Annotated in this window: 19 protein-coding genes; 9 read left to right on the plus strand and 10 right to left on the minus strand. The window is 37.5% G+C overall.

From position 1 onward, the window contains the following. Window positions 1-121: 121 nt before the first annotated feature. From R2Q70_RS16995 to pdeM, 4 genes are all read left to right on the plus strand, one after another. The gene (locus R2Q70_RS16995; protein WP_316808744.1) at window positions 122-1,177 is read left to right on the plus strand and encodes a ligase-associated DNA damage response exonuclease; all 1,056 of its coding nucleotides are present in this window, start codon (window positions 122-124) and stop codon (window positions 1,175-1,177) included. Further along, the gene (locus R2Q70_RS17000) at window positions 1,174-2,772 is read left to right on the plus strand and encodes an ATP-dependent DNA ligase (protein ID WP_316808745.1); all 1,599 of its coding nucleotides are present in this window, start codon (window positions 1,174-1,176) and stop codon (window positions 2,770-2,772) included. Before R2Q70_RS16995 ends, R2Q70_RS17000 begins: the two co-directional genes overlap by 4 nt. Before the next feature lie 513 nt (window positions 2,773-3,285). After that, a complete protein-coding gene (locus R2Q70_RS17005) occupies window positions 3,286-5,763 on the plus strand; it encodes a ligase-associated DNA damage response DEXH box helicase (protein WP_316808746.1) in 2,478 nt (825 codons plus the stop codon). Window positions 5,764-5,862: 99 nt separating this feature from the next. After that, window positions 5,863-6,501 carry a ligase-associated DNA damage response endonuclease PdeM gene (gene pdeM, locus R2Q70_RS17010; RefSeq protein WP_316808747.1) on the plus strand — a complete coding sequence of 213 codons (639 nt, stop codon included), beginning with the start codon at window positions 5,863-5,865 and terminating at the stop codon, window positions 6,499-6,501. Between the two features lie 150 nt (window positions 6,502-6,651). Here the strand turns inward: pdeM and trxA are convergent, their stop codons facing one another. From trxA to R2Q70_RS17030, 4 genes are all read right to left on the minus strand, one after another. After that, a complete protein-coding gene (gene trxA / locus R2Q70_RS17015) occupies window positions 6,652-6,948 on the minus strand; it encodes a thioredoxin (protein WP_010602817.1) in 297 nt (98 codons plus the stop codon). 209 nt (window positions 6,949-7,157) lie between these two features. Beyond that, window positions 7,158-8,498: a dihydrolipoamide acetyltransferase family protein gene (locus R2Q70_RS17020; protein WP_316808748.1), complete on the minus strand. Its 1,341-nt coding sequence runs from the start codon at window positions 8,496-8,498 to the stop codon at window positions 7,158-7,160. 47 nt (window positions 8,499-8,545) lie between these two features. Next, on the minus strand, window positions 8,546-9,799 hold the full coding sequence (locus R2Q70_RS17025; RefSeq protein ID WP_316808749.1) for a competence/damage-inducible protein A: 1,254 nt from the start codon (window positions 9,797-9,799) through the stop codon (window positions 8,546-8,548). 3 nt (window positions 9,800-9,802) lie between these two features. After that, window positions 9,803-12,487: a putative LPS assembly protein LptD gene (locus R2Q70_RS17030; protein ID WP_316808750.1), complete on the minus strand. Its 2,685-nt coding sequence runs from the start codon at window positions 12,485-12,487 to the stop codon at window positions 9,803-9,805. Between the two features lie 74 nt (window positions 12,488-12,561). Here R2Q70_RS17030 and R2Q70_RS17035 point away from each other — a divergent pair, with 74 nt between their 5' ends. From R2Q70_RS17035 to R2Q70_RS17045, 3 genes are all read left to right on the plus strand, one after another. Next, the gene (locus R2Q70_RS17035; protein ID WP_316808877.1) at window positions 12,562-13,425 is read left to right on the plus strand and encodes an N-acetylmuramoyl-L-alanine amidase; all 864 of its coding nucleotides are present in this window, start codon (window positions 12,562-12,564) and stop codon (window positions 13,423-13,425) included. Between the two features lie 14 nt (window positions 13,426-13,439). Continuing rightward, complete coding sequence (locus tag R2Q70_RS17040) at window positions 13,440-14,216, plus strand: N-acetylmuramoyl-L-alanine amidase (RefSeq protein ID WP_316808751.1); 777 nt, start codon at window positions 13,440-13,442, stop codon at window positions 14,214-14,216. A gap of 176 nt (window positions 14,217-14,392) precedes the next feature. After that, window positions 14,393-15,346 carry an MlaD family protein gene (locus R2Q70_RS17045; RefSeq protein WP_316808752.1) on the plus strand — a complete coding sequence of 318 codons (954 nt, stop codon included), beginning with the start codon at window positions 14,393-14,395 and terminating at the stop codon, window positions 15,344-15,346. Between the two features lie 81 nt (window positions 15,347-15,427). On the opposite strand, the gene R2Q70_RS17050 is transcribed toward R2Q70_RS17045, so the two are convergent. The 4 genes from R2Q70_RS17050 to R2Q70_RS17065 all read right to left on the minus strand — a co-directional run bounded on the left by R2Q70_RS17050 (window position 15,428) and on the right by R2Q70_RS17065 (window position 18,862). Continuing rightward, window positions 15,428-16,333 (minus strand): ribonuclease Z, encoded by a 906-nt coding sequence (locus tag R2Q70_RS17050; RefSeq protein WP_316808753.1) that lies wholly within the window; start codon window positions 16,331-16,333, stop codon window positions 15,428-15,430. A gap of 67 nt (window positions 16,334-16,400) precedes the next feature. Next, window positions 16,401-16,778 carry an STAS domain-containing protein gene (locus tag R2Q70_RS17055; RefSeq protein ID WP_316808754.1) on the minus strand — a complete coding sequence of 126 codons (378 nt, stop codon included), beginning with the start codon at window positions 16,776-16,778 and terminating at the stop codon, window positions 16,401-16,403. A gap of 35 nt (window positions 16,779-16,813) precedes the next feature. Next, window positions 16,814-17,758, minus strand: coding sequence for a phosphoribosylaminoimidazolesuccinocarboxamide synthase (locus R2Q70_RS17060; protein WP_316808755.1), 945 nt, complete (start codon window positions 17,756-17,758; stop codon window positions 16,814-16,816). Between the two features lie 144 nt (window positions 17,759-17,902). After that, window positions 17,903-18,862: a PhoH family protein gene (locus R2Q70_RS17065; RefSeq protein WP_316808756.1), complete on the minus strand. Its 960-nt coding sequence runs from the start codon at window positions 18,860-18,862 to the stop codon at window positions 17,903-17,905. Between the two features lie 103 nt (window positions 18,863-18,965). Here R2Q70_RS17065 and R2Q70_RS17070 point away from each other — a divergent pair, with 103 nt between their 5' ends. Both R2Q70_RS17070 and R2Q70_RS17075 read left to right on the plus strand, forming a co-directional pair. Beyond that, window positions 18,966-19,745 (plus strand): SAM-dependent chlorinase/fluorinase, encoded by a 780-nt coding sequence (locus R2Q70_RS17070; protein ID WP_316808757.1) that lies wholly within the window; start codon window positions 18,966-18,968, stop codon window positions 19,743-19,745. A gap of 189 nt (window positions 19,746-19,934) precedes the next feature. Continuing rightward, a complete protein-coding gene (locus R2Q70_RS17075) occupies window positions 19,935-20,453 on the plus strand; it encodes a hypothetical protein (RefSeq protein ID WP_316808758.1) in 519 nt (172 codons plus the stop codon). A gap of 233 nt (window positions 20,454-20,686) precedes the next feature. Here R2Q70_RS17075 and R2Q70_RS17080 read toward each other — a convergent pair whose 3' ends face one another. Together R2Q70_RS17080 and serC are read right to left on the minus strand one after the other, a co-directional pair. Further along, window positions 20,687-21,637 carry a D-2-hydroxyacid dehydrogenase gene (locus R2Q70_RS17080; RefSeq protein ID WP_316808759.1) on the minus strand — a complete coding sequence of 317 codons (951 nt, stop codon included), beginning with the start codon at window positions 21,635-21,637 and terminating at the stop codon, window positions 20,687-20,689. A gap of 64 nt (window positions 21,638-21,701) precedes the next feature. Continuing rightward, on the minus strand, window positions 21,702-22,775 hold the full coding sequence (gene serC, locus R2Q70_RS17085) for a 3-phosphoserine/phosphohydroxythreonine transaminase (RefSeq protein WP_316808760.1): 1,074 nt from the start codon (window positions 22,773-22,775) through the stop codon (window positions 21,702-21,704). Window positions 22,776-23,084: the final 309 nt, after the last annotated feature.

The raw sequence follows: 23,084 nt of genomic DNA on the forward strand, positions 1-23,084 counted from the left end.
AAATTATCGGCTAATTAACCGATATTTCAAATTATCGGCTAATTACCCGATATTTAAGATTATCGGCTAATTACCCGATATTACCTTAAAACTTATATGAACATTTATTGTTTAAAGAATCATGGCATTAATCGAATTCACTAAAAGAGGCATTTACTGTAAACAAGGCGATTTTTACGTAGATCCCTGGTGGCCTGTAGATTATGCCGTAACCACTCATGGCCATAGCGACCATGTGCGCTTTGGTAACAAACACTACCTCTGCCATACCTTAACAAAACCAATAATTAAGCGTAGAATCAGTGAAGATTTAGATGTAGAAACCCTTAATTACGGCGAGAGTATCGTTCGTAATGGTGTAAATATTTCGTTTTATCCTGCTGGTCATATCATTGGTTCGGCGCAAGTTCGGTTAGAATACAAAGGAGAAATTTGTGTAATCTCAGGTGATTATAAAACAGAAGATGATGGTATCAGCGACGTTTTCGAACCCATAAAATGCCATTCATTTGTTTCAGAAAGTACCTTTGGCTTACCTGTATACAAATGGCAAAAACAAGACATTGTATTTGATAAAATAAAAAGCTGGGTAAGCGACAATATTCCTCAACAAAAAACCAGTGTATTAATTGCATATAGTTTAGGCAAAGCACAGCGTTTAATTAAAAACCTGGCCGGCGATGTTCCGATTTATGTTCACAACAGCATCGCCAATTTAAACGAGGTAATTATCAATGCAGGTGTAAACTTGCCAGAAACGATTAGGATTACGCCAGAAACCACCAAAGATGATTTGCAAAAAGGCATTGTAATTGTACCACCTGCGATGCGTGATAGCCGTTGGATAAAAAACTTATCACATCCTGTAACAGGCATTTGCTCTGGCTGGATGCAGGTTCGGGCACATCGCCGCTGGCAAAGTGCTGATGCGGGTTTTGCGCTAAGCGACCATGCCGACTGGACCGGACTGATGGATGCCATTACGGCAACCGGAGCCGAAAAAGTTTATGTTACGCATGGTTTTACGGCAGCCTTTAGCCGGTTTTTAAATGATGAAGGCATTGAATCAGAAGAAGTAATGACCAAGTTTGGGCAGGAAGATGATGAAGAAAACAAAGTTGATTTGGCCGATACTGAAAATGGCAATACGGAAACCGAAAACCCAAAATCAGTATGAAACGTTTCGCCAGGTTAATTCAACAGCTCGAACTGAGCAATAAAACAAATGATAAAATAGCAGCATTGGTTGATTATTTCAACTATGCTGACGATAAAGATAAGATTTGGGTAATTGCTTTGTTTACAGGCAAAAAACCACGGCGACCAATTAAATCTGCCTTGTTAAAATACTGGGCGATAGAAATTACGCAAACGCCTGAATGGTTATTTTCTGAAAGTTACTCCAACGTAGGCGATTTAAGCGAAACGATTGCCCTGCTCCTGCCTCCTGCCGAGAAAACATCTGATTTCCAATTGCATAAATGGATTGAAAATTTACATGATTTAGAAGGAAAGGATGATGAAACTAAAAAGAACTTCATTTTAAATGCCTGGAATACGCTTGAAACGCAGGAACGTTTCATTTTCAACAAACTTATTTCTGGCAACTTTAGAATTGGGGTTTCGAATAAAATGCTTGTAAATGCATTGGCCAAGCAAAGCAGTTTAGATAGTGCTCAGATTATGCACAGCATTATGGGTAAATGGAATCCATACGAAATCACTTTTGCAGAATTGATTAACGGAACTCACGTAAATACCGATAACTCATGGCCTTACCCTTTTTGCCTGGCTTATGCGTTAGAACAGGAACCTGAAAAATTGGGCGATATTTCAGAATGGCAAGCCGAATGGAAATGGGACGGCATTCGTGGGCAAATTGTAAAGCGTAATGGCGAACTTTTCATCTGGAGCCGTGGTGAAGAGTTGGTGACAGAGCAGTTCCCTGAACTTCATTTTTTAATTGATGTTTTGCCTGATGGCGTTGTAATCGATGGTGAAATATTGGCTGTGCAAGATAAACAGGTATTATCTTTCAGCACCTTACAACAGCGATTAAACCGTAAAACGATCAGCAAAAAACAGCTGGAAGATGCACCAATTGGTTTCTTTGTTTACGATATTTTAGAATACGAAACCAATGATTTTCGTGAGCAACCATTGAGTGAGAGAAGAAAAATATTAGAACAGCTTATTGGTGGTTTAGATGAAAGTGCTGTGATTCTATCGCCAGTGGTGAATTGTAAAACCTGGGAAGAATTGGCTGAATTAAGGCAAACTTCACGTTCCATTAACAGTGAAGGCATTATGCTCAAAAAGCTAAGTTCTCATTACCATAGTGGCCGTAAACGTGGCGATTGGTGGAAATGGAAAATTAACCCTTACACTGTTGATGCTGTGATGATTTATGCCCAGAAAGGTAGCGGCAGAAGGGCAAACTTCTTTACCGATTATACTTTTGCCGTTCGCGACGGTGAAAATTTGGTTACCATTGCTAAGGCTTATTCGGGCTTAACAGATAAAGAAATTAAGGAAGTAAATTCATTTGTAACTAGAAACGCAATCGAAAAATTCGGACCAGTTAGAACTGTTAAACCCGAGTTGGTTTTTGAAATTGCCTTTGAGGGAATTGCTGAAAGCAAAAGACATAAAGCTGGCTTAGCATTACGTTTTCCGCGTATTTTGCGTTGGCGAAAAGATAAAAAAGCCGCAGAAATTAATACGCTTGAGGATTTAAGGCAGTTATTGGCATCGACATTTATAAATGAATAGTTTTTTTTTGCGATTTGCATTCCCCTCTTCTAGAGGGGTGCCCGCAGGGCGGGGTGTTTATTTGTCTGAGCCAGACAGGCTTTTTTCTTTTGACAACAAAAGAAACAAAATTGCCGGCTGAAAATTTTTGTATTAAAGTTGGTAGTTTGGCTATGACCGTGCATCCCCAAAAATTTGTTAGGCCGGTTTAAAGTGAAACGGAGAAGCAATGCATAGGCTTAGTTGGGTGTAAATTCAAAAAGCAAAAAAGATTAGAATGGTAAAACGTAACTATTATATGATAGCGGCCTGACTTGGTTTATTTTATTTAGGTTTAATTGCTATTTAAACCCGACAGAAGCGGTATACTTTTTAAGCGCAGGTGCTTTAAACACACTGCATCTGCAACCGATGAAATAGACCCATAATTCATCAGCACAGCAGAAGTTGTTTAAAAAGATATAGCAAATGGCGGGACTGATTTAACCGAAGAATTACTGAAATTGCTTTTCAAATAAAAATATTAGAGATTACATGGACCAAACCAAAACCAAAGGTTATAAAAAGATAAAAGCATGGCTTAAGGCAAATAAGCGCAAGCCATTTCAATTTCAGGAAGATGCCTGGCAAAATTATCTTATTGGTTACAGTGGTTTGGTAAATGCGCCCACAGGGTTCGGAAAAACGTTTTCTTTGTTTCTGGCAGTGGTTATTGAGGCTTTGAATGCTTCGGAAGCGAGCAATAAAAAAGCCAAAGACCGTTTACAACTTATTTGGATAACCCCGCTCCGCTCATTGGCTAAAGATTTGGCCAGAGCCATGCGGGAAACGTTGACAGAGCTGGAATTGGATTGGCATGTAGGGGTTCGAAATGGCGATACTTCGCAGGCAGAAAAAGTTCAGCAAAAAAAATCGATGCCTGAGATTTTACTGATTACCCCCGAAAGTCTGCACCTTTTACTGGCGCAAAAAGGTTCATCTACACTATTTAAAAACCTGAAATGCATTGTTGCCGATGAGTGGCATGAACTATTGGGCAGCAAACGCGGTGTTTTGGTAGAACTTGCCGTTTCAAGAATAAAAGGTTTACAAAAATTAGAAAAGCAACAATTTTTAAGGGTTTGGGGAATTTCGGCAACCATCGGGAATATTGAAGAAGCGTTAGATGTTTTGGAACCTAATGAAGAAGCCAAAAGAATCATCATCAAAGCAGATTTGGAAAAGAAAATTCTCATCAAATCTATCTTACCGGATGACATTGAAACTTTACCCTGGGCCGGTCACTTGGGTTTAAAACTGGCTTACAAACTGCTTCCAATTATTGAGAAAAGTAAAACTACATTGATTTTCATCAATACGCGTGGGCAATCGGAAATGTGGTATCAACATTTACTGAACATTGAACCGGAACTGGCTGGCAGAATTGCCATCCATCATGGCTCGATAGATTTCGAACTGCGAAACTGGATTGAAGACGCTCTGCATACTGGTCAGCTGAAAGCGGTTATTGCTACCTCATCGCTGGATTTGGGTGTCGATTTTAAGCCTGTAGATACTGTTGTGCAAGTGGGTTCCCCCAAAGGTGTGGCCAGGTTTTTACAACGGGCAGGTCGTTCGGGGCACTCACCACACGAAGTCTCAAAAATATATTTCTTGCCCACCCACGCTTTGGAGTTGGTAGAAGCTGCCGCCATTAAGGAAGCTGCAAAAACGAATAACATCGAAAGCCGGGAACCTTTCATTATGGTTTTCGATTTACTCGTTCAATACCTCGTAACCTTAGCCATTGGCGATGGTTTTGACGATAAAGTCATCTACGAAGAAATCAAAAATACTCATGCTTTTAAATTAATATTGCCTGAAGAATGGACATGGGTAATGCAATTTATTACATCAGGTGGCGATAGCTTAGGCGCTTACAATGAGTTTAAAAAGGTTACCAAAGATGAAGATGGACTTTGGAAAGTAAAAAGCAGACAGCTAGCCATGCGCCATCGGCTGCATATCGGCACTATCGTAAGTGATGCCATGCTTAAAGTGAAGTTTCTTTCTGGTGGCTACATTGGCATGGTTGAAGAATATTTTGTCACCCGATTAAAAGCTGGCGATAATTTCCGTTTGGCCGGCAGGGTTTTGGAATTTATACACGTTAAAGACATGACGGTAATTGTGCGGGTAAGTAAACAATCGAACGCCATTTCGCCGAGTTGGAACGGTGGCAGATTGCCCCTATCTTCAAACTTGGGTTCCGTTTTACGTAAAAAATATAATGAAGCTTTAGATAAAACCCATCAGGATGAAGAACTGGATGTTGTATATCCACTTTTTCTATTGCAAGAAAAACGTTCGCACGTTCCTAGAAATGATGAATTATTAATCGAATTGATTAATAACAAAGAGGGTTTCCATCTTTTCGCTTATCCTTTTGAAGGGCGTTTGGTTCATGAAGTTTTAGCCGCTCTGGTGGCGTATCGCTTAAGCAAACTGTTGCCAATTAGTTTTTCTATCGCCATGAACGATTACGGTTTTGAATTGCTGAGCGATATCGAAATCCCTATGGATGAATCGATTGCTTATGAAGTTTTCTCGCCTAAAAACCTTACTGAAGATATAACTTTGAGTATTAACTCTACAGAAATGGCTCGTCGGAAATTTCGCGACATTGCTTGTATATCAGGCTTAGTTTTTCAGGGTTACCCCGGAAAATATGTTGCAAATAAACACCTCCAGTCATCTGCAGGTTTGTTTTTTAATGTTTTTAGTGATTACGACAAACATAATTTACTTTTGCGCCAGGCGTACGATGAAGTTTTTTATCAGCAACTGGAAGAACCAAGGTTGGCTGCTGCATTAGAGCGAATCCAGAACGGAGCAGTGGTAATTACCAACCCTAAAAGTTTTACGCCGCTATCTTTTCCAATAAAAGTTGATAGCTTGCGTGAAAACATGAGTTCGGAAGAGTTAGAGCAACGGATTGCCAGAATGAAAGCGGAGTCGGAGAAATTTAAATAAACTATCCTTTTACTCTTTCGTCATTGCGAGGCACGAAGCAATCTCGCCTAAAAGATTGCTTCGTGCCTCGCAATGACGGATTATATTACATAAAAATTAATGACCATAAAAAGCCACGGAGAAGAACTGATTTTAGATAAAGAAAGGGCTTTATATTTACCTCAACACCAACTTTTAGCCATTAGCGATTTGCATTTGGGCAAATCGGCGCACTTTCGTTCGGCTGGTGTGCAGGTGCCATCAACCATTGCTCAGAATGATTTGCAGCGTTTAGGTTTGCTTATCGAAAAATACAATCCCAAAATTTTGCTAATTAATGGCGATATGTTTCATCATGGTTTAAATTCAGATATTGATGAATTTGCGCAATGGAGAAAACAATTTAGCGAATTAAATTTCCTGTTGGTTAAAGGAAACCACGATCGGTTGGCTAACGCAGACTACGCCTCCATGCAGATTGATATTCACGAGCCTAGCTATTGCCTGGGTCCTTTCTGCTTTATTCACGATGCACCAAAATGTACTGAAGAGGAATTATATCCAATCAGCGGCCACATTCATCCTGGTGTAACCATTGTGGGTAAGGCAAAACAACGCTTAAAATTTCCATGTTTTTATTTCGGAAAAGAGTATGCCGTTTTACCGGCATTCAGTACGTTTACTGGCCTGTACAATATCTATCCAAAAAACAACGAGCAGATATTCGCAGTTACGCCAAATTTGGTTTTAGAAGTATAATTTTTTGTTTTGGAGCGCAATGGCAGAAGCATTTATGTTCGCTACTCCTGCTTTCACTTCAAGTCCGCCCGATACACCCAATCCCCCTTCACTTCGGGCTTTTCGTTCAATCAGGGCTATTTAACTTCTGTTCTTCTGAATAGGTTAAAATCAAGCGAACGAATCAATAATTTGCTTCAACTGCGACGCTTGTAAAACACCGCTTTGTCGCCAAACTTGTTTGCCTTGTTTAAACAACATTAAGGTTGGCACACTTTGAACGCTGTAAGCAGATGCCGCGGACTGGTTTTTATCGATATCAACCTTTATAATAGAAACTGAATCACCAACCTGCGATTTCAATTGCGCTAAAATCGGTTTCATCATTTTGCATGGACCACACCATTCTGCAAAGAAATCTACTAGTACAGGTTTGTCGCCATTAATTAATTCTGAAAATTTTGCCATGTCGTTAGTCTTTAGTCTTTAGTCTTTAGTCTTTAGTCTTTAGTCTTTAGTCAAAAACAGACAACAGGTAATTTGGTTTAAATAAAACATGTTAGTTTTTACTAGAATCGTCATGCTGAATTTATTTCAGCATCTCTAAGCTATAAGACCCTGAAATGAATTCAGGGTGACGAAAGCTGATATTTAAATATCAAGCAATATCCCTACTTTTAAATCTCTCTATTAAAATCCCAGTTTTCTAAATAATCCGCAACCCTGCGAACAAACATTCCACCTAAAGAACCATCTACTACTCTGTGGTCGTAAGATAATGAAAGGAACATCATGTGGCGAATGGCAATTACATCACCATGTTCAGTTTCTAAAACAGCTGGCTTCTTTTTAATGGCGCCAACAGCTAAAATCGCAACCTGCGGTTGATTGATAATTGGCGTACCCATCACGTTTCCGAAAGAACCCACATTTGTTAAGGTGAATGTTCCGCCTTGAGTTTCATCTGGTTTAAGCTTAGATACCCTGGCTCTTGCCGCCAGGTCATTCACCGCTTTAGTTAAACCCACTAAATTTAACTGGTCGGCATTTTTTATCACCGGAACAATTAAATTACCGCTTGGCAAAGCAGCAGCCATACCAATGTTAATATTACTTTTCTTAATAATTTGCGTTCCGTTTACAGAAACATTAATCATCGGGAAATCTTTAATTGCTTTTGCAACGGCTTCAACGAAAATCGGTGTGAAGGTAATTTTTTCGTTCTCACGTTTTTCGAAGCTGTTTTTCACCTTATTGCGCCATAAAACGAGATTGGTTACATCAGCTTCCACAAAAGAAGTTACGTGTGGAGAAGTGCTTTTACTCATCACCATGTGGTCGGCAATAAGTTTGCGCATTCTATCCATTTCAATAATTTCATCGCCACCAGATACTGATGTTGTTGAAGTTTTACTCACTGTCGGCGTTGGTGCCGCGGCAGATGCAGGTTTAGCCTCTACTATTGGCTCAGCCTTTTCTTGTGTAGCACCAACTGGATTACTTCCTGTTTTACTTGAAATATAATTTAATAAATCATCTTTATTTAAACGGCCATCAGCTCCTGAACCTTTTATCGAATTGAGTTCAGCCAATGAAATATTTTCTTGCGCAGCAATGCTCTTTACCAATGGAGAATAAAAACGTTCAGAAGATGAAAAATCAGCTTGCACAACAGTTTTTTCTTCAGGCAGTTGCTCAATACCTGGAATAGTTTCAGGTTTTTCTTGTTCAATGCTTGTAGATACTGGTGTTTCTTCCTTTACAACTTCACCACCACCTTCTGTTTCAATAATGGCAATCACATCGCCAACCTGGGCAACATCATTTTCCTGAAACAATTGTTTAATTAATTTACCAGCAACTGGCGATGGAACTTCTGAATCAACTTTATCTGTTGCAATTTCCAATATGGTATCATCTAAATCGATTGAATCTCCTGGTTGTTTTACCCATTTAATTACCGTTGCTTCTGCAACGCTCTCTCCCATTTTTGGTAACAATAATTCGTATTGAGCCATATTAAATTACAGTATATTATATTGGTATTGCGACAAAAATACAGATTTTATTTGTTCAACTCTTCTTCCTTAAGTAGATTTAATAGCATCGTTAATGCTGATGCCGCCGAACGCTCTATATTTTGAATGCGTTTGTTACTGAAAGTAAACACTTTAGCTACAGTTTTATTTTTCGATGAAATTGCAATCCAAACTGTTCCAACTGGCTTCTCTTCAGTTCCACCATCTGGCCCGGCTATTCCACTCACTGCTATTGCATAATCTGTTTTGAAGTGTTTTAGCGCCCCTTCTGCCATTTCTACAATCGTTTCTTCGCTTACCGCACCAAAGGTATTTAAAGTGTTTTCTTTTACTCCTAAAATAGATTCTTTTAGTTCGTAAGCATAAGCCACAGCTCCACCCCAATAAACGGATGAACAACCTGGGTGTTGGGTAATCAAGTGCGCTATGTAGCCACCTGTACAACTTTCCGCTGTAGATAAAGTTAGCCCAAGCTCCTTCATCATATTCAAAATCGCTTTTTCCAGCGGAATATCCTCATCAATAACCACAAAATTGTTAACCTTTGCAATAATTTGTTGTGCGTAAACTTCTACTTCGGTTTTTAAAGCGTTTTCATCATCACCTTTGGCAGATAAACGTAAACGCACCTGACCGAGCTTTGGTAAATAGGCTAATTTAATATGTGAAGGCAAACCATCTTCAATCTCTTCAATTTCTTTAGCTAAAAATGATTCTCCAATATTTGCAGTAAGAATAGTTTTATGAACGATAGATGGAAGTTTGAATCTGGATTTTATTCTTGGAAGAATTTCATCGTCCATTAAATACATCATTTCATAAGGCACACCAGGCATGGAAACAAAAATCTTGTCATTTTGCTCAAACCACATGCAAGGTGCCGTTCCGTTTCGGTTTACGATGACTTCACAACCATCAGGTACATCGGCTTGCTGAATATTAATATCTAGTAGTGGCCGGTTATATTTTTTAAAGATAGATGCTACCATTTCTAATGCACCCTCATCTCTACGAAAACCCATTCCAAAATACTTGGCCAGTGTTTTTTTGGTGATATCATCTTTCGTCGGACCTAATCCACCAGTAATCAAAATGATATCAGCACGTTTTTCGGCTTCTGCTAAACTTGATAAAATATGTTGTTCATCATCAGAAACTGATGTAATCTGTTTAACAGATACACCAATCAAATTAAGTTCCTTAGCCATCCAGGCTGAGTTGGTATCAACAATCTGGCCGATCAGAATTTCATCGCCAATGGTTATAATTTCAGCTAACATAATTTATTGATAGGTATTGTAGAAACCTTGTCTTTTGCTCAGTTTTAAATCCTGAAGGATAGATGCTTTTACCTTTAACGTTAATGAATAACTTTTGTAGGCGCCATACGGAACCCAGTTGATACTCATATCCCAACAGTGCAAATCACGATAAATACCAATGTTCATTGGCGTTAAGCCGTTGTTTTGAAAATCGTACCCCGAGTTAAAGGTAAATTTCCATTTTGGGGTAAGATTAAAATCACCATTAAAATTAAGTGTGTTGCTGGTTGTACTCACTCCAAAATCGTTGCTGTATTGAAAGCTGTATGAAAATGAAAAATTCCAGGGAATGTTAAAATCAACGAATGCATTTGGATCTCTACTAATGGCTGCCAATTGTTCTGATTGTATTGGAGATAGCCCTTTCTGCTTAGCGGTTTCACTTAATTTATCATTGGCCTCATTTTTACGTTTCAGTGCATCGGGATTTAAGCTATAATCAAATGAGAAACCAATATTTGTTAATCTGGCTAAACGGCCACCCCTACGCAATGTAAAAGAGTTACTTCTTGTAAAAGTTCTCTGCCCAGTAACCTGATCAACTGTTTCGTCCAAATCATAAGGGTCAAAGGTACCATTGTAATTAATCCCTAATTTATCTGTAAACTGAGAGCGCCCGTTAAAGCTTAGCGTAGAAAGTTTATTTCTCTCTGCGAGGAAATTATAAGATCCAGAAATACTTAAACCCTGGATAATCGGTATTTTTCTTTCACCAGTTCCTGTGGTGTCCTTGCTTGATTTAACTTTCAATTCTACGGTATTATCTACTCCAAAACCAATTGCGGCCGCTTTTCCGGGGAAAGATCCTTGATAAGCCATGCCCTGAAAAATAGAATAGGTTAATGGATTGTTAAACTGATCTAGAATAGGTTTCTTAATTGTTCTCTGCGAATCAACAAACTCATTCTCAGAAACTGCAGCCAAAAACGGACCCCTACCAGCTTTAGTAAAATCCGGTGAATAGTTAAATGAAACATTTGGGGTTATCACGTGGCGCATAGCCATAATATTACCTAAGTTCTTAAACTTTTTCTGTCCATAGATTTTTGTAGACATACTAGTTGATAAATTGTAACTTCCGGCTCTTTTGAAACCACTAAGCGTATCAATCCTTTCAGTATAGGTACCATCATCGAATGTGGTAAATTTCTTCTGTATGTGCTGAAAATTCCATACTTCATTATAGCTACCTCCCAATGAGAAATTTAAATATTTTAAGGCTGTAAACGACATGTTAACCGGAATGCTATGACTAAAACCTGATCTTAATCGCTTCAATCCATCATTCTGAAATAGTAAGCTATCCTTCGTATCGATAGCATTCGTTCCCTGTAAAGCATAACCAACTGTAATTTTTTGATACCATTTTTGCTCTCCAACACGTGTTTTGGAATCAAAAGGACTGAACGTTGGTACGTTAAAGGTCGCATCGGGTAGCCTGATGGAAACATCACGTGTTCTAAGGGTTTGATTACTCGTCATCGATAGCGAGTAATTCATATTGTTTGAGAATGTTTTCGAGTAGCTGATACTACTATTTGTTGTGTTATTGGCTATGGCATTTAAATCATAATTCAGGTTTGCCGGGCTATTGGTATAATAACTACTTGAAGTAACATTTACACTCGCACTAAATGTAGAGCCAGGATTGGCATTTGCATTTTGAGAATGCGACCACCTGATACTAAAATCTTTATTTGGATTTCTAAATGCTTCCGTGCCTTCCAATCCATTTTTAACACTGTTGTAACTCAAGCCAATGTTTCCGCTGTACTTGTAGCGTTTTATGTAATTGGTGAGCATGCTGGTTTCATAAGATCCGTTGGTATAAATACTACCCAGAAATTTGGCATCCCAGTAGTCGTTAAGCCCTAAATAGTATCCACCGTTTTGCAGGAAGAATCCCCTGGTTGCGTCTTCGCCCGGTGTGGGCAAAATAATCCCCGATGTTCGTTTGTTTGGTTTCGGAAAGAAAGCAAATGGTAAGCCGATTGGTGTAGGTACGCCTTCAAAAACCATGTACATTGGTCCGCTAATAATTTGCTTTTCAGTAGCTATACCCTTTGTAATTAAAATCCCGAAGTGCGGATGTGGCAAATTACAGGTACTATACATCACATTTTTGATGTGCAGCTCATCATCGATCTGTTTTTTACTTTGGCCACCAGAAAAATAACCACCCTCCTGTTCAGAAAAAACGCCAAACACCTTCGCCCGTGTAGTTTCTGAATTGTAATAAAGTGAATCGGCGATTGCAGAACCTTCAGCACCCGATTTAAATATGGGTTTACCGATATAACGATTGGTTTTAGGATCGGTTCTGCCACTGGCAAAAATCACTTTTGTTTGCGAATCATATCGAATGTAATCTGCATCGAGTTCAAAATCGCCATAATTTACCCGGGCATTCCCATACATGTAGACAACACTCTTCGATTTGTTAAATTTAACAGAGTCGGCCCGATACTCTACCTTCTGATCTAAACCACTGTTATTTTTTCCTTCTTTTTTGGATGTATCCCTTTTTGAAGTATCCTGTTGAATGATTTGTTGCAATGAAAAAGAAGAAAATGCGTTAGCTTTACCAACACCATGTGTTAATAAAATGACAGAAATTAGTAAAATAGAGCTAGTAAGAAGTTTCAAATTCGTATTTGAATGTTATTTTTGCACAAATGTTTAATCAAAAACGTTCAAAATTAGTGAAAAATATACCATTGATGTATCTTAAAACCATTTTAACATTTATTATTTGTTTTGCTTTAGTCAATACAATTGATAATCAAGCTTTTGCACAAGAATATAAAATTAAAACAATCGTAATAGATGCCGGTCACGGAGGTAAAGACGGGGCAACTCACGGGATTTATTCGAAAGAAAAAGATGTGGCTTTAAAAACTGCACTTAACTTAGGTAAGGCGCTTCAGGATAGTATAAAAGATATCAAAGTCGTTTACACCAGACAAACTGATGTGTTCATTCCTTTATATGAAAGAATCAACATCGCTAACAATGCCAAAGCTGATCTGTTTATATCAATTCACCTAAACGATATGCCAGTAAGGGTATCAAAGGTGGTAGATTATTACAAAAAAGTTAAAGGTAGAAAAGTTCCGGTTTACCGCTCGGTAGTTTCTAAAAGTACTTCAACACGTGGTACAGAAACCTTTGTATCGGGTACGGGCCGCCTGGGTGAGCAAGATGAAGTAATTAAAAGGGAAAATGCTTCTATGTTTTTAGAAGATAACTACCAGAAAAATTACGAAGGCTTTATTGCCAATACGCCTGAAAATGATATTATGCTTTCGTTAATGAAGCAAACAAACAGAGAAAGAAGTTTGAAATTTGCTTCGTTGCTGCAGCAGGAATATATCAACGCAGGCAGAATTAACCGTGGTGTGCAAGAGAAAAGCCTTGCGGTTTTGGCCAGAGCATCTATGCCTGCCGTTTTAACTGAAATCGGCTTTGTGAGTAATCCAGACGAAGAAGATTATATGAATTCACCTGAAGGACAAACAGAAATTGTCAACGGCATTATTAAAGCCATAAAAAATTACAAGCGCATCGCAGAAACATCATTTTAATCCATCCCCAAAAAATGAAGATAAAACTTCTAGCCTTTCTATTTTTTTTAGCGCCATTTTTCTCGAAACAGTTATTAGCCCAGGGATACAAAATCAAAACCATAGTGATTGATCCGGGGCATGGCGGAAAAAAACCTGGGGCTTCAGGAAGTTTTTCTACAGAGAAAGCAATTGCCTTAAAAGTTGCTTTGAAATTGGGTGTTAGGTTGAAAGAAGATCTGCCAGACATTAAAATCATTTATACCCGTACAAAAGATGTTGATGTGGATTTATACAGAAGAGCTGAGATTGCAAACGACGCTAATGCAGATCTCTTTATTTCCATTCACTGCAATTCTATGCCTCCGGGGAACAAACACATTAAAGGTGCTGAAACGCTGGTAGCGGGCTCTCATCGCTTAAAAGAACAGGATGCAGCGATAAGGGAAAATGCCGATATTAAACTGGAGAAAAATTATAAAACTAAATACGATGGTTATGATCCGAATAATCCGGCTACATTTATTCTTTTATCGCTTCTAAAAAACACCTTTCGGGATAAAAGCATTAAATTCGCCAAACTGATTCAAACCAGTTATATCAGCAGAGATAAGCGAGCAAGTCGTGGAGTTAAGGAACAGGGGGTTTTGGTATTACAAAGATGTGGTATGCCAGCCGTTTTAACTGAAGTTGGTTTTATCTCTAATAAAGAGGAAGAAAAATATATCAACTCAGAAAAAGGGCAAAACGAAATAGCAGAATCAATTTTAGCCGCCATAAAAAATTATAAAAAATCTGTCGAGGTAAGATAATTGGCATTATAAATGCTGAAAACCAGACAAACTATTATTTCAGATATCAAACAAAAACAGCTGTGTAAGCATTATGTAATAACTAATGTGATTTACACTTAAAAATTAAGAATTACGCCTCGGACAAGTATTTATTACTAATTTTACCACTTGTATCCGTCAAATACAAAACACTCATGAAGATTAAGAACGAAACCAAAGTAGGTATATTAGCTGCATTTGCCATTGCATTACTCATTATAGGATACAATTTTTTGAAAGGAAACTCCATATTCTCAAGTGAAACAACCCTTTTTGCAAGATATACAAGAGTAGATGGTTTATCCGTTTCAAAACCTGTTTTAATTAATGGTTATCAAATCGGCCGCGTTGCGAAACTGCAATTAGAACCAGGAGGAACTATTTTAGCAACGCTTAGCATTAATAGTAAATACGATATTCCTGAAAACAGTATTGCCCGTTTAGAAGGCACAGATTTATTGGGAAGTAAAGCGATTGTAATGTCTCTGGGTAATTCGAAAAAAATGGCTGAAGATGGCTTTACATTAAACGCAAATGTAGAAAAAGGTTTGATGGAGCAAGTTCAGCCTGTTCAGAAAAAAGCAGAATTGATTATTGGTAAAATGGATTCGATACTGAGCAGTGTGAACTCTATTTTAAATCCTAATTTCCAGAAGAATGTGGATAAGAGCTTTAATAGCATTGCCGGAACATTGGCCTCTTTAGAAAATACATCGAAAAAGGTAGATGGTTTAGTTGGATCTGAAAGTGCCCGTATTGAGGCTATTTTCAAAAATGTTGAGGGGATTACTGCCAACCTGAATAACAATAATAAGAAAATCAGTGATATTTTAACGAATATCAATACCGTTACCGATAAGTTTGCAGCGGCGAATTTTAAACAAACTTTAGACAACGCAAATAATGCAATTGCTGATTTGCAAAGTGTAATTTCAGGAATTAAAAGCGGTAAAGGAAGTTTGGGTTTATTGTTAAATGATGATAAAATGTATCAGAATTTAAATAATGCTTCTAAAAACCTGGATGAATTAATGATTGATTTGAAAGCAAATCCTAAACGATACGTACACTTCTCAGTGTTCGGTGGAGGAAACAAAAAAGATAAATAATTAACATAGTCTACAAATAATAAAGCCTGGCAATTAGAAATTGCCAGGCTTTATTATTTTAGTTCAGGATGATGATCCTTTTTATAATTGAAAAGTTCTTCCTTCTACCGCTAAGTCGGTGTTATCAAAAACAGATTGAGCTTCTTCTAAAAGCATTTGCAGTGTTTTGTAACGGGATGAAAAGTGACCGATCAGTAGTTTTTTCACTCCATTAATCTTTGCGATCTCACCTGCTTGTAGCGCCGTAGTATGATGGGTTTCGTGGGCACGATCGATGAGGTCGTGCATAAACGTAGCTTCATGATAGAGTGTATCGCAGCCTTTAATCGTTTCAAAATAACGCTCATCAAACATGGTATCTGAGCAGTATGCATAAGATCTGGGCAGATCAGCGGGTGTGGTGTAATCTTCGCTTTTTAAGATCTCGCCGGTTGGTAATTCTACATCTATTCCCTTTTTCAAAGCCGTGTAATAAGCCATGGGAATATCGTCTGTTTTCTCCTTGATCAACTTACGCTGTCTAGGTTTTTGCTGAAATATAAAACCTGTGGTAGGTATGCGATGATTTAATATGACTGTTTTTACAATCAAATCCTGATTTTCAAAAATTTGGCGTGATTCATCTGCTTCTGTTGGAAAAAACTCCAATGGATACCTCAAAGTAGTATCCGAATATTTAAACTGGATTTCAAGAATTTCGAGTAATGGCTTTGGACCGAATATTTGCATTGGTTTTACTCGCCCGTTTAAATGCAAACTCGAAAGTAAGCCGATAAGGCCAAAATAGTGATCGCCATGTAAATGGCTGATAAAGATATAATCAATCCGAGCAGCCTTGAGGTTGTATTTGGTAAGCTGTTGCTGTGTACCTTCGCCACAATCTATCAGATAAAATTTTTCATTACAATTTAGAAGCTGCGCCGATGGATTCCTGTTAAAAACAGGTGTAGCCGAACTGCTGCCAAGAATGGTAACTTCAAATTTCATAATGGTAGGATATAAAAAGCCTCGTAGATTTTAGAAACTACGAGGCTTAAATTTTATTTAAATGTATTTATCTTTCGCCTCTAAATTCCTTTTCCAATTCATCCATAAAGATGAAATCAGTTGCTTCTTCTAGTGTATTAACAAACGTTACAGATTGAAATATGTTTGACAATTCTATAATCGACGCAATTTCATCATTAATCCCTGTTACAATAAATAATCCGCCGGCTGATTTACAAAGCCTGTCACCAACTAATAAGCAACTTAAATCCTGCGCATCTGTACATTCTTTCACGTGACTTAAATCAACTATTATATTCTTAAATCCTTCAGCATTAAGTAAATATAATTCAGATTTCAAACCAGGAGAATTATCATTTGTAAACTTCGGCTCCTTAAGCTTCAGCGTTACATATTTATCATGTTTATCAACTGAAAATTTCATCTCTTCTAATCTTTGTGTTACTAATGTATAAAAATTTAAAGTGTTTCCAAAGCCTTTAAAACATTGCTTTCTATTCGGTTCCCGATTGCATCAGCATCAGCTTTAACAAATTTTTCTCCAACAATTTTTTCATAAAGCTCGATATATCTCTCGGAAATCGAATTTACAATTTGAGCAGTCATCTCCGGAATCACCTGTCCGTCTTTACCCTGAAAGCCATTCTCGATTAACCACTTTCTCACAAATTCTTTTGAAAGTTGTTTTTGAGGCTCATCAGCGTTTTGACGTTCCTCATAACCTTCAGCATAAAAATAGCGAGACGAATCTGGCGTATGTATTTCATCAATCAGATAAATCACACCATCTGCCTTACCAAATTCATATTTTGTGTCAACTAAAATTAAACCACTTTTGGCAGCAATTTCAGTTCCACGTTGATATAATGCATGGGTATATTTTTCTAATTGTTCGTAATCTGAAATGGAAACAATTCCCTTGGATAAAATATCTTCTTTAGCAATATCTTCATCATGGCCAACAGATGCTTTTGTTGTTGGCGTGATGATGGGCTGAGGTAATTTATCGTTTTCTTTCAAACCATCAGGCAATGAAACCCCACAAACAGATCGTTTACCAGCGCTATACTCACGCCATGCATGCCCTGCAAGATAACCTCTGATAACCATTTCAACTTTGAAGGGTTCGCAAATGCGACCAATGGTAACCATCGGATCTGGAACATCCAAAACCCAATTCGGAACGATATCTTGCGTAGCGGATAAAAATTTAGCCGCAATTTGATTTAAAACCTGGCCTTTAAAAGGAATGGCTTCCGGTAATACAACGTCGAACGCTGAAATACGATCGGATACAACCATCACCATTAATTTATCGGCTATGGTGTACACATCGCGTACTTTACCTTTATAGAAATTGCTTTGGTTTGGAAAATTAAAATTAGTTTCTTTTTGTGCTTTCATGAGGGCATAAAAATAGAAAAAAAAGTCGGAAATTAGGAGACTGAAGTCAGAAGACCGAAGTCTGAAGTCTTAAATTTTAAAGAAACAAAATTAGCCTCACGTTGATGAAATTAGACTTCGACCTCCCGACTAAAAACTTCTGATTTATTGAATATCTCCGTAAGCCTTCAAAATATCTTTCACCAATTTATGTCGAACAACATCCTCGCCACTTAAGTAAATAATATCGATGCCTTTAATATCTTCAAGAATTCTTAATCCGTTAAACAAGCCAGACATTTGCTTTTTGGGCAAATCGACCTGAGTCACATCACCGGTAACGATAAATTTAGCTGTGGGTCCCATACGTGTCAGGAACATCTTCAACTGCATGTCAGTTGCATTTTGCGCCTCATCTAAAATTACAAAGCAGTTATCTAAAGTACGGCCACGCATAAAAGCTAATGGCGCAATTTCAATAGTCCTGTTTTCGATATAGAATTTTAACTTTTCCGCTGGGATCATATCATCCAGCGCATCATAAAGAGGACGTAGATATGGATCGATTTTCTCTTTTAAGTCTCCAGGCAAGAAACCAAGGTTCTCCCCTGCTTCAACCGCCGGACGAGTAAGAATGATACGTTTGATTTCCTTATTTTTCAGGGCCCGAACTGCCAAAGCAACGGCAGTATATGTTTTTCCCGTACCTGCCGGACCAATTGCAAATAAAATATCATTTTTTGCAATGCTGCTCACCATTCTACGCTGATTAGCTGTTCTGGCCTTAACCAATAATCCATTGGTACCAAAAACAATTACTTCGCCACCTCCACCTGTTGGTTGTTCAACATCTTTTTTTACAACACCATTTGCCTTCGCACCTAAAATGGATTCAACATCATTATTTGTCAAGGAGCTATATTTTTCCAGGTGCGCAACAAGCTGGTTAAACTTTTCTTCGAATGCCTTAAGTTCCTGTTCATCACCGAGAACCTTAACATCACTACCTCTTGCAACCAGTTTTAACTTGGCGAAAGCACCTTTAATCATTTCGTAATTCTCGTTGTTTGCCCCCCAAAAGTGAGCAGGATTTACGGTATCCAGAGTTAATTTTAATTCGTTCAAACTGTAGTATTTTAAAAAGTTATCGGGGTATATTAATTAAAATTTGAATATTTGCAGACGCTTATGCCTCTACACAAGAATAAGCAATAATAATGAATTTTTAATGGGGATAATTACATTAACAACAGATTTAGGTTCGAAAGATTTTTACCAGAGTGCCCTTAAAGGTAGTCTGTTGAGTCTTATGCCTAATGTTAATTTAGTAGATATTACCCACGAAGTTCCATCATTTAATATTTCGTATGCTGCGTTCGTTTTAAAAAACGCTTACCCTTACTTTCCTAAAAATACTGTTCACTTAATCGGTATTGATTCTGTTTACAGTGAAAACACCAAATATATTGCCGTTAAACACCGCGACCATTTCTTTGTTGGTGCCGATAACGGTATTTTTTCTTTGCTTTTTGATGATGTTCCCGAAGATGTAGTGGAGCTAAATATTATGCAGGATTTAAAGTATCTGCATTTCCCTTTGGTTGATATTTTTGTAAAAGCTGCTACACATTTGGCCAAAGGCGGTAAGCTAAAGGATATTGGTTTGCCTGTAGCAGAAATTGAGCAAAAGATGCTTCTTCACCCTGTTATTGAGCGAGATATCATTCGGGGAAGTGTAGTTTACATCGATACTTTTTGTAATGTAATTACTAATATCACCAAAGACCTTTTTACCAGAATTCAGAAAAACCGTGATTTTACATTGTACTTTAGAAAGAGTGAAACCATTACTCAATTGAGCTGGCATTACAATGAAGTACAGGAAGGTGAAAAACTTTGCCTCTTCGGGATTAGTAACCACCTGGAAATAGCAATAAACAAGGGAAAAGCCAGCGGTCTTTTAGGACTACATCTCGGCGATATTGTTAGGGTTGAGTTTCATCCTTAGTTGGGTTAGTAGTTCATTGGCTCAATAGTTCATTTGTCTGGTAGCTCAAATACTAAGTTATACATTTCGAGCCCATCCATAAACAGTCTGCATTGCGATGCACGAAACTTTGCAAACTAATGAACCTATGACGAATGAACCAATGAACTCAGTTTCAAACAACTTCTATCCTTTCTACGTTTATATCTCATGAAGAAATATTGTTACCTCCTGGCGATGCTCTGCATAGGTTTTCAAACTTTTGCCCGTCAAGATACCACTGCCTATGCCGCACAAAGGGTAAAGGTGAATACATTGCTTGAAGAACGAAGCTCAAAGTTTGGTCAGTACGATGAAAGCTTAAATCAGCGTACCGGAATTTTCGGATGGCAAACCAAAAAAGATATTAAAAATTCTAATGAAATTCTTCGTCAGGTAGTACTAACTGATAATAATATCTTTAAGGAATTGAAAGTATTAATGGATTATAAGGATTTGCAAAATCAACAAAAGGTTGCCGTTGCAGATCACTCGCAAGAGCGTATAGAAAATTATATGCAAACCATTAAAAAGCTGCAAGATCAAAACGAAGAACTATCTAAAGATTTAGCGAAGAAGAATAATCAAAACTTATCAACCTATATTATCGTATTTCTTCTTTTGGTGATGATAGGCGGCTTTTATTTTTTCAATAAAAAATTAAGATATTATGAAAAAAGGATTGTTTAAAATTTTAGCGAAGATTAATAAGGTTATTTTGCCAAGTTTGTATAAGAAAGATCCGAGTAAATTAACTAATATTCAAAAAGCAATTCTAGGTTATCGTTATTGGGTAACTACCAATGCTTCAGACTAAAAAGGCCAACTTTGCAGTTGGCCTTTTATAAAAATCGTCATGCTGAATTTATTTCAGCATCTATTTAACGGAGGCTCTGAAACAAGTTCAGAGTGACGGAAATAACTTATTTTTTAAAATGCTCAATAATCAAAGTCGCCAGTTCTGTACCAATACGTTCCTGTGCTTCGTTAGTTGATGCACCAATATGAGGTGTTAATGAAATTTTTGGATGGTTTAAAATCTCAGCCAAAGGCGTCGGCTCATTATTAAAAACATCTAAACCAGCGAAAGCTACTTTACCAGAATCCAAAGCTTCGATCAATGCAGGTTCATCAATCGTTCCACCACGAGAACAATTTACAATACCCACACCATTTTTCATTTTGGCAAACTCATCTGCTCCTAAAATTGGTTTATCGGCAAATGGTGTATGTAAGCTTAAGAAATCACTTCCGGCAATTACCTCATCTAAAGAAACTGTTTTAATCGGAATACTTACCGATTGTCCGCCTTGAAAGGTTAACGTAATTTCAGACTCTGAAGGGAATAAATCATAAGCCAAAACATTCATCCCTAAGCCCAAAGCCACTTTGGCAGTTGCTCGACCAATACGACCAAAACCGATAATCCCAATGGTTTTACCACTTAATTCGGTTCCTTTTGCGTAAGCTTTTTTAAGGTTATTAAATTGAGTTGAACCATCAACCGGCATTTTACGATTAGCATCTTGCAAAAACCTAATGCCAGTAAATAAGTGAGAAAACACCAATTCAGCAACTGATAAAGAAGATGCAGCAGGGGTATTTACAACAGCAACACCTTGGCTACGAGCATATTCAACATCAATATTATCCATACCAACACCACCTCTACCAATTAATTTAATATTTGGAACGGCATCAATTAGTTCTTTTCTAACTTTCGTTGCACTGCGAACCGTAATGGCATCATAGTTTTTAAGGGCTTCAGCCAACTGATCTTGTGCAATGGTTTCTGTATCAACCTGGAAACCTGCTTTCTCTAATAATTCTTTACCGATTGGGTCTATCCCATCGTTTGCTAATATTTTAATCATAATATGCTTTCGCTGATTAACTGATGACTTAGATTAAAAGAGCATCAATTCTTTTACCATTTAATTAATTTGATTTCGCTTGTTTCTCTTCAAATGATTGCATTGCGTCAATCAGTGCATGTACACTCGTAATTGGTAACGCATTGTACATTGAAGCACGGAAACCACCAACACTTCTATGTCCTTTAATACCAACAATACCTTGCTCCTCTGCAAATTTCAAGAAAGGTTTTTCCAGTTCAGCATTTTCCATTACAAAACAAATATTCATTTTAGAACGATCTTCTACTGCGCAGGTACCTTTAAACAGCGGGTTGCGGTCAATTTCTCTATAAAGTGCTTCAGCTTTTTGCTTGTTTTCTTTTTCAATTTCTGCTACGCCACCTTTTGATTTTAACCAACGAAGATTTAATAACGCAACATAGATAGAGAAAACAGGAGGTGTATTATACATCGAACCGTTATCAATATGCGATTGATAGTTTAACATTGATGGAATTTTGCGGTCAATTTTACCTAAAATTTCATCTTTTACAATTACGATTGTTAAACCTGCCGGACCAACATTTTTTTGTGCACCAGCATATATCAAGTCGAATTTTGAAACATCAATAACACGGCTCATGATGTCTGATGACATGTCGCAAACTATTGGAACACCTGTTTCAGGTACTTCAAAAAGTTCCGTTCCGTAAATGGTATTGTTCGAAGTATAGTGAAAATAAGCGCTATCAGCAGGGATTTCAAAATCTTTCGGTATGAAGGTATAATTTGCATCTTTAGATGATGCAACCACATTTACATTTCCAACAAATTTGGCTTCTTTTAAGGCTTTGGTTGCCCACACGCCCGAATCTAAATAACTTGCTGTTTGCCCATCACCCAATAAATTCATCGGAACCATCGCAAACTGCAAACTTGCACCGCCCTGTAAAAATAAAACGGAATAACCCGATGGCACATTTAGTAACTCTTTCACCAATTTATCTGCCTCAGCAACAACGGCCTCAAATTCGGTTGTTCTGTGCGAAATCTCTAAAATCGATAATCCATCGTTAAAATCTAAAACTGCCTGTGCAGCTTGTTTAAACACTTCTTGAGGTAAAATACAAGGGCCTGCGCCGAAATTATGCTTCATCTTATTATATAATGTTTTATGGCCGTAAATGTAAAATATTTCAAGCAGTTATGCCCATAAAATCGTATCATAAAAAATTAAATTTTGTTAAAAATTAGAACCATTTTGTCCTATTTGTTGCAGTTTTTGCAATTAAAACGATTAACCTAATTTTGAAAATTTAAATTATGTGAAAAGCAAAATAGTGGTTATTGGCTTACAGCAGCCCTGCCATCCACTTCAATCTTTTTCAAACCTATATGCTTTTAAAAACCTTATAGGTTTAATCAAAAGTATTTTCGTTTTTTCAGGTTTGGACAAATTAGTTCG

Source organism: Pedobacter agri (assembly GCF_032678665.1).
Classification (GTDB): Bacteria; Bacteroidota; Bacteroidia; order Sphingobacteriales; family Sphingobacteriaceae; genus Pedobacter; species Pedobacter agri_A.

What these genes read in the sequence shown, in the direction of transcription:
- R2Q70_RS16995 (WP_316808744.1), top strand. Translation starts at nt 122, where the DNA reads ATGGCATTAATCGAATTCACTAAAAGAGGCATTTACTGTAAACAAGGC.
- R2Q70_RS17000 (WP_316808745.1), top strand. Translation starts at nt 1,174, where the DNA reads ATGAAACGTTTCGCCAGGTTAATTCAACAGCTCGAACTGAGCAATAAA.
- R2Q70_RS17005 (WP_316808746.1), top strand. Translation starts at nt 3,286, where the DNA reads ATGGACCAAACCAAAACCAAAGGTTATAAAAAGATAAAAGCATGGCTT.
- pdeM (WP_316808747.1), top strand. Translation starts at nt 5,863, where the DNA reads ATGACCATAAAAAGCCACGGAGAAGAACTGATTTTAGATAAAGAAAGG.
- trxA (WP_010602817.1), bottom strand. Translation starts at nt 6,948, where the DNA reads ATGGCAAAATTTTCAGAATTAATTAATGGCGACAAACCTGTACTAGTA.
- R2Q70_RS17020 (WP_316808748.1), bottom strand. Translation starts at nt 8,498, where the DNA reads ATGGCTCAATACGAATTATTGTTACCAAAAATGGGAGAGAGCGTTGCA.
- R2Q70_RS17025 (WP_316808749.1), bottom strand. Translation starts at nt 9,799, where the DNA reads ATGTTAGCTGAAATTATAACCATTGGCGATGAAATTCTGATCGGCCAG.
- R2Q70_RS17035 (WP_316808877.1), top strand. Translation starts at nt 12,562, where the DNA reads ATGTATCTTAAAACCATTTTAACATTTATTATTTGTTTTGCTTTAGTC.
- R2Q70_RS17040 (WP_316808751.1), top strand. Translation starts at nt 13,440, where the DNA reads ATGAAGATAAAACTTCTAGCCTTTCTATTTTTTTTAGCGCCATTTTTC.
- R2Q70_RS17045 (WP_316808752.1), top strand. Translation starts at nt 14,393, where the DNA reads ATGAAGATTAAGAACGAAACCAAAGTAGGTATATTAGCTGCATTTGCC.
- R2Q70_RS17050 (WP_316808753.1), bottom strand. Translation starts at nt 16,333, where the DNA reads ATGAAATTTGAAGTTACCATTCTTGGCAGCAGTTCGGCTACACCTGTT.
- R2Q70_RS17055 (WP_316808754.1), bottom strand. Translation starts at nt 16,778, where the DNA reads ATGAAATTTTCAGTTGATAAACATGATAAATATGTAACGCTGAAGCTT.
- R2Q70_RS17060 (WP_316808755.1), bottom strand. Translation starts at nt 17,758, where the DNA reads ATGAAAGCACAAAAAGAAACTAATTTTAATTTTCCAAACCAAAGCAAT.
- R2Q70_RS17070 (WP_316808757.1), top strand. Translation starts at nt 18,966, where the DNA reads ATGGGGATAATTACATTAACAACAGATTTAGGTTCGAAAGATTTTTAC.
- R2Q70_RS17075 (WP_316808758.1), top strand. Translation starts at nt 19,935, where the DNA reads ATGAAGAAATATTGTTACCTCCTGGCGATGCTCTGCATAGGTTTTCAA.
- R2Q70_RS17080 (WP_316808759.1), bottom strand. Translation starts at nt 21,637, where the DNA reads ATGATTAAAATATTAGCAAACGATGGGATAGACCCAATCGGTAAAGAA.
- serC (WP_316808760.1), bottom strand. Translation starts at nt 22,775, where the DNA reads ATGAAGCATAATTTCGGCGCAGGCCCTTGTATTTTACCTCAAGAAGTG.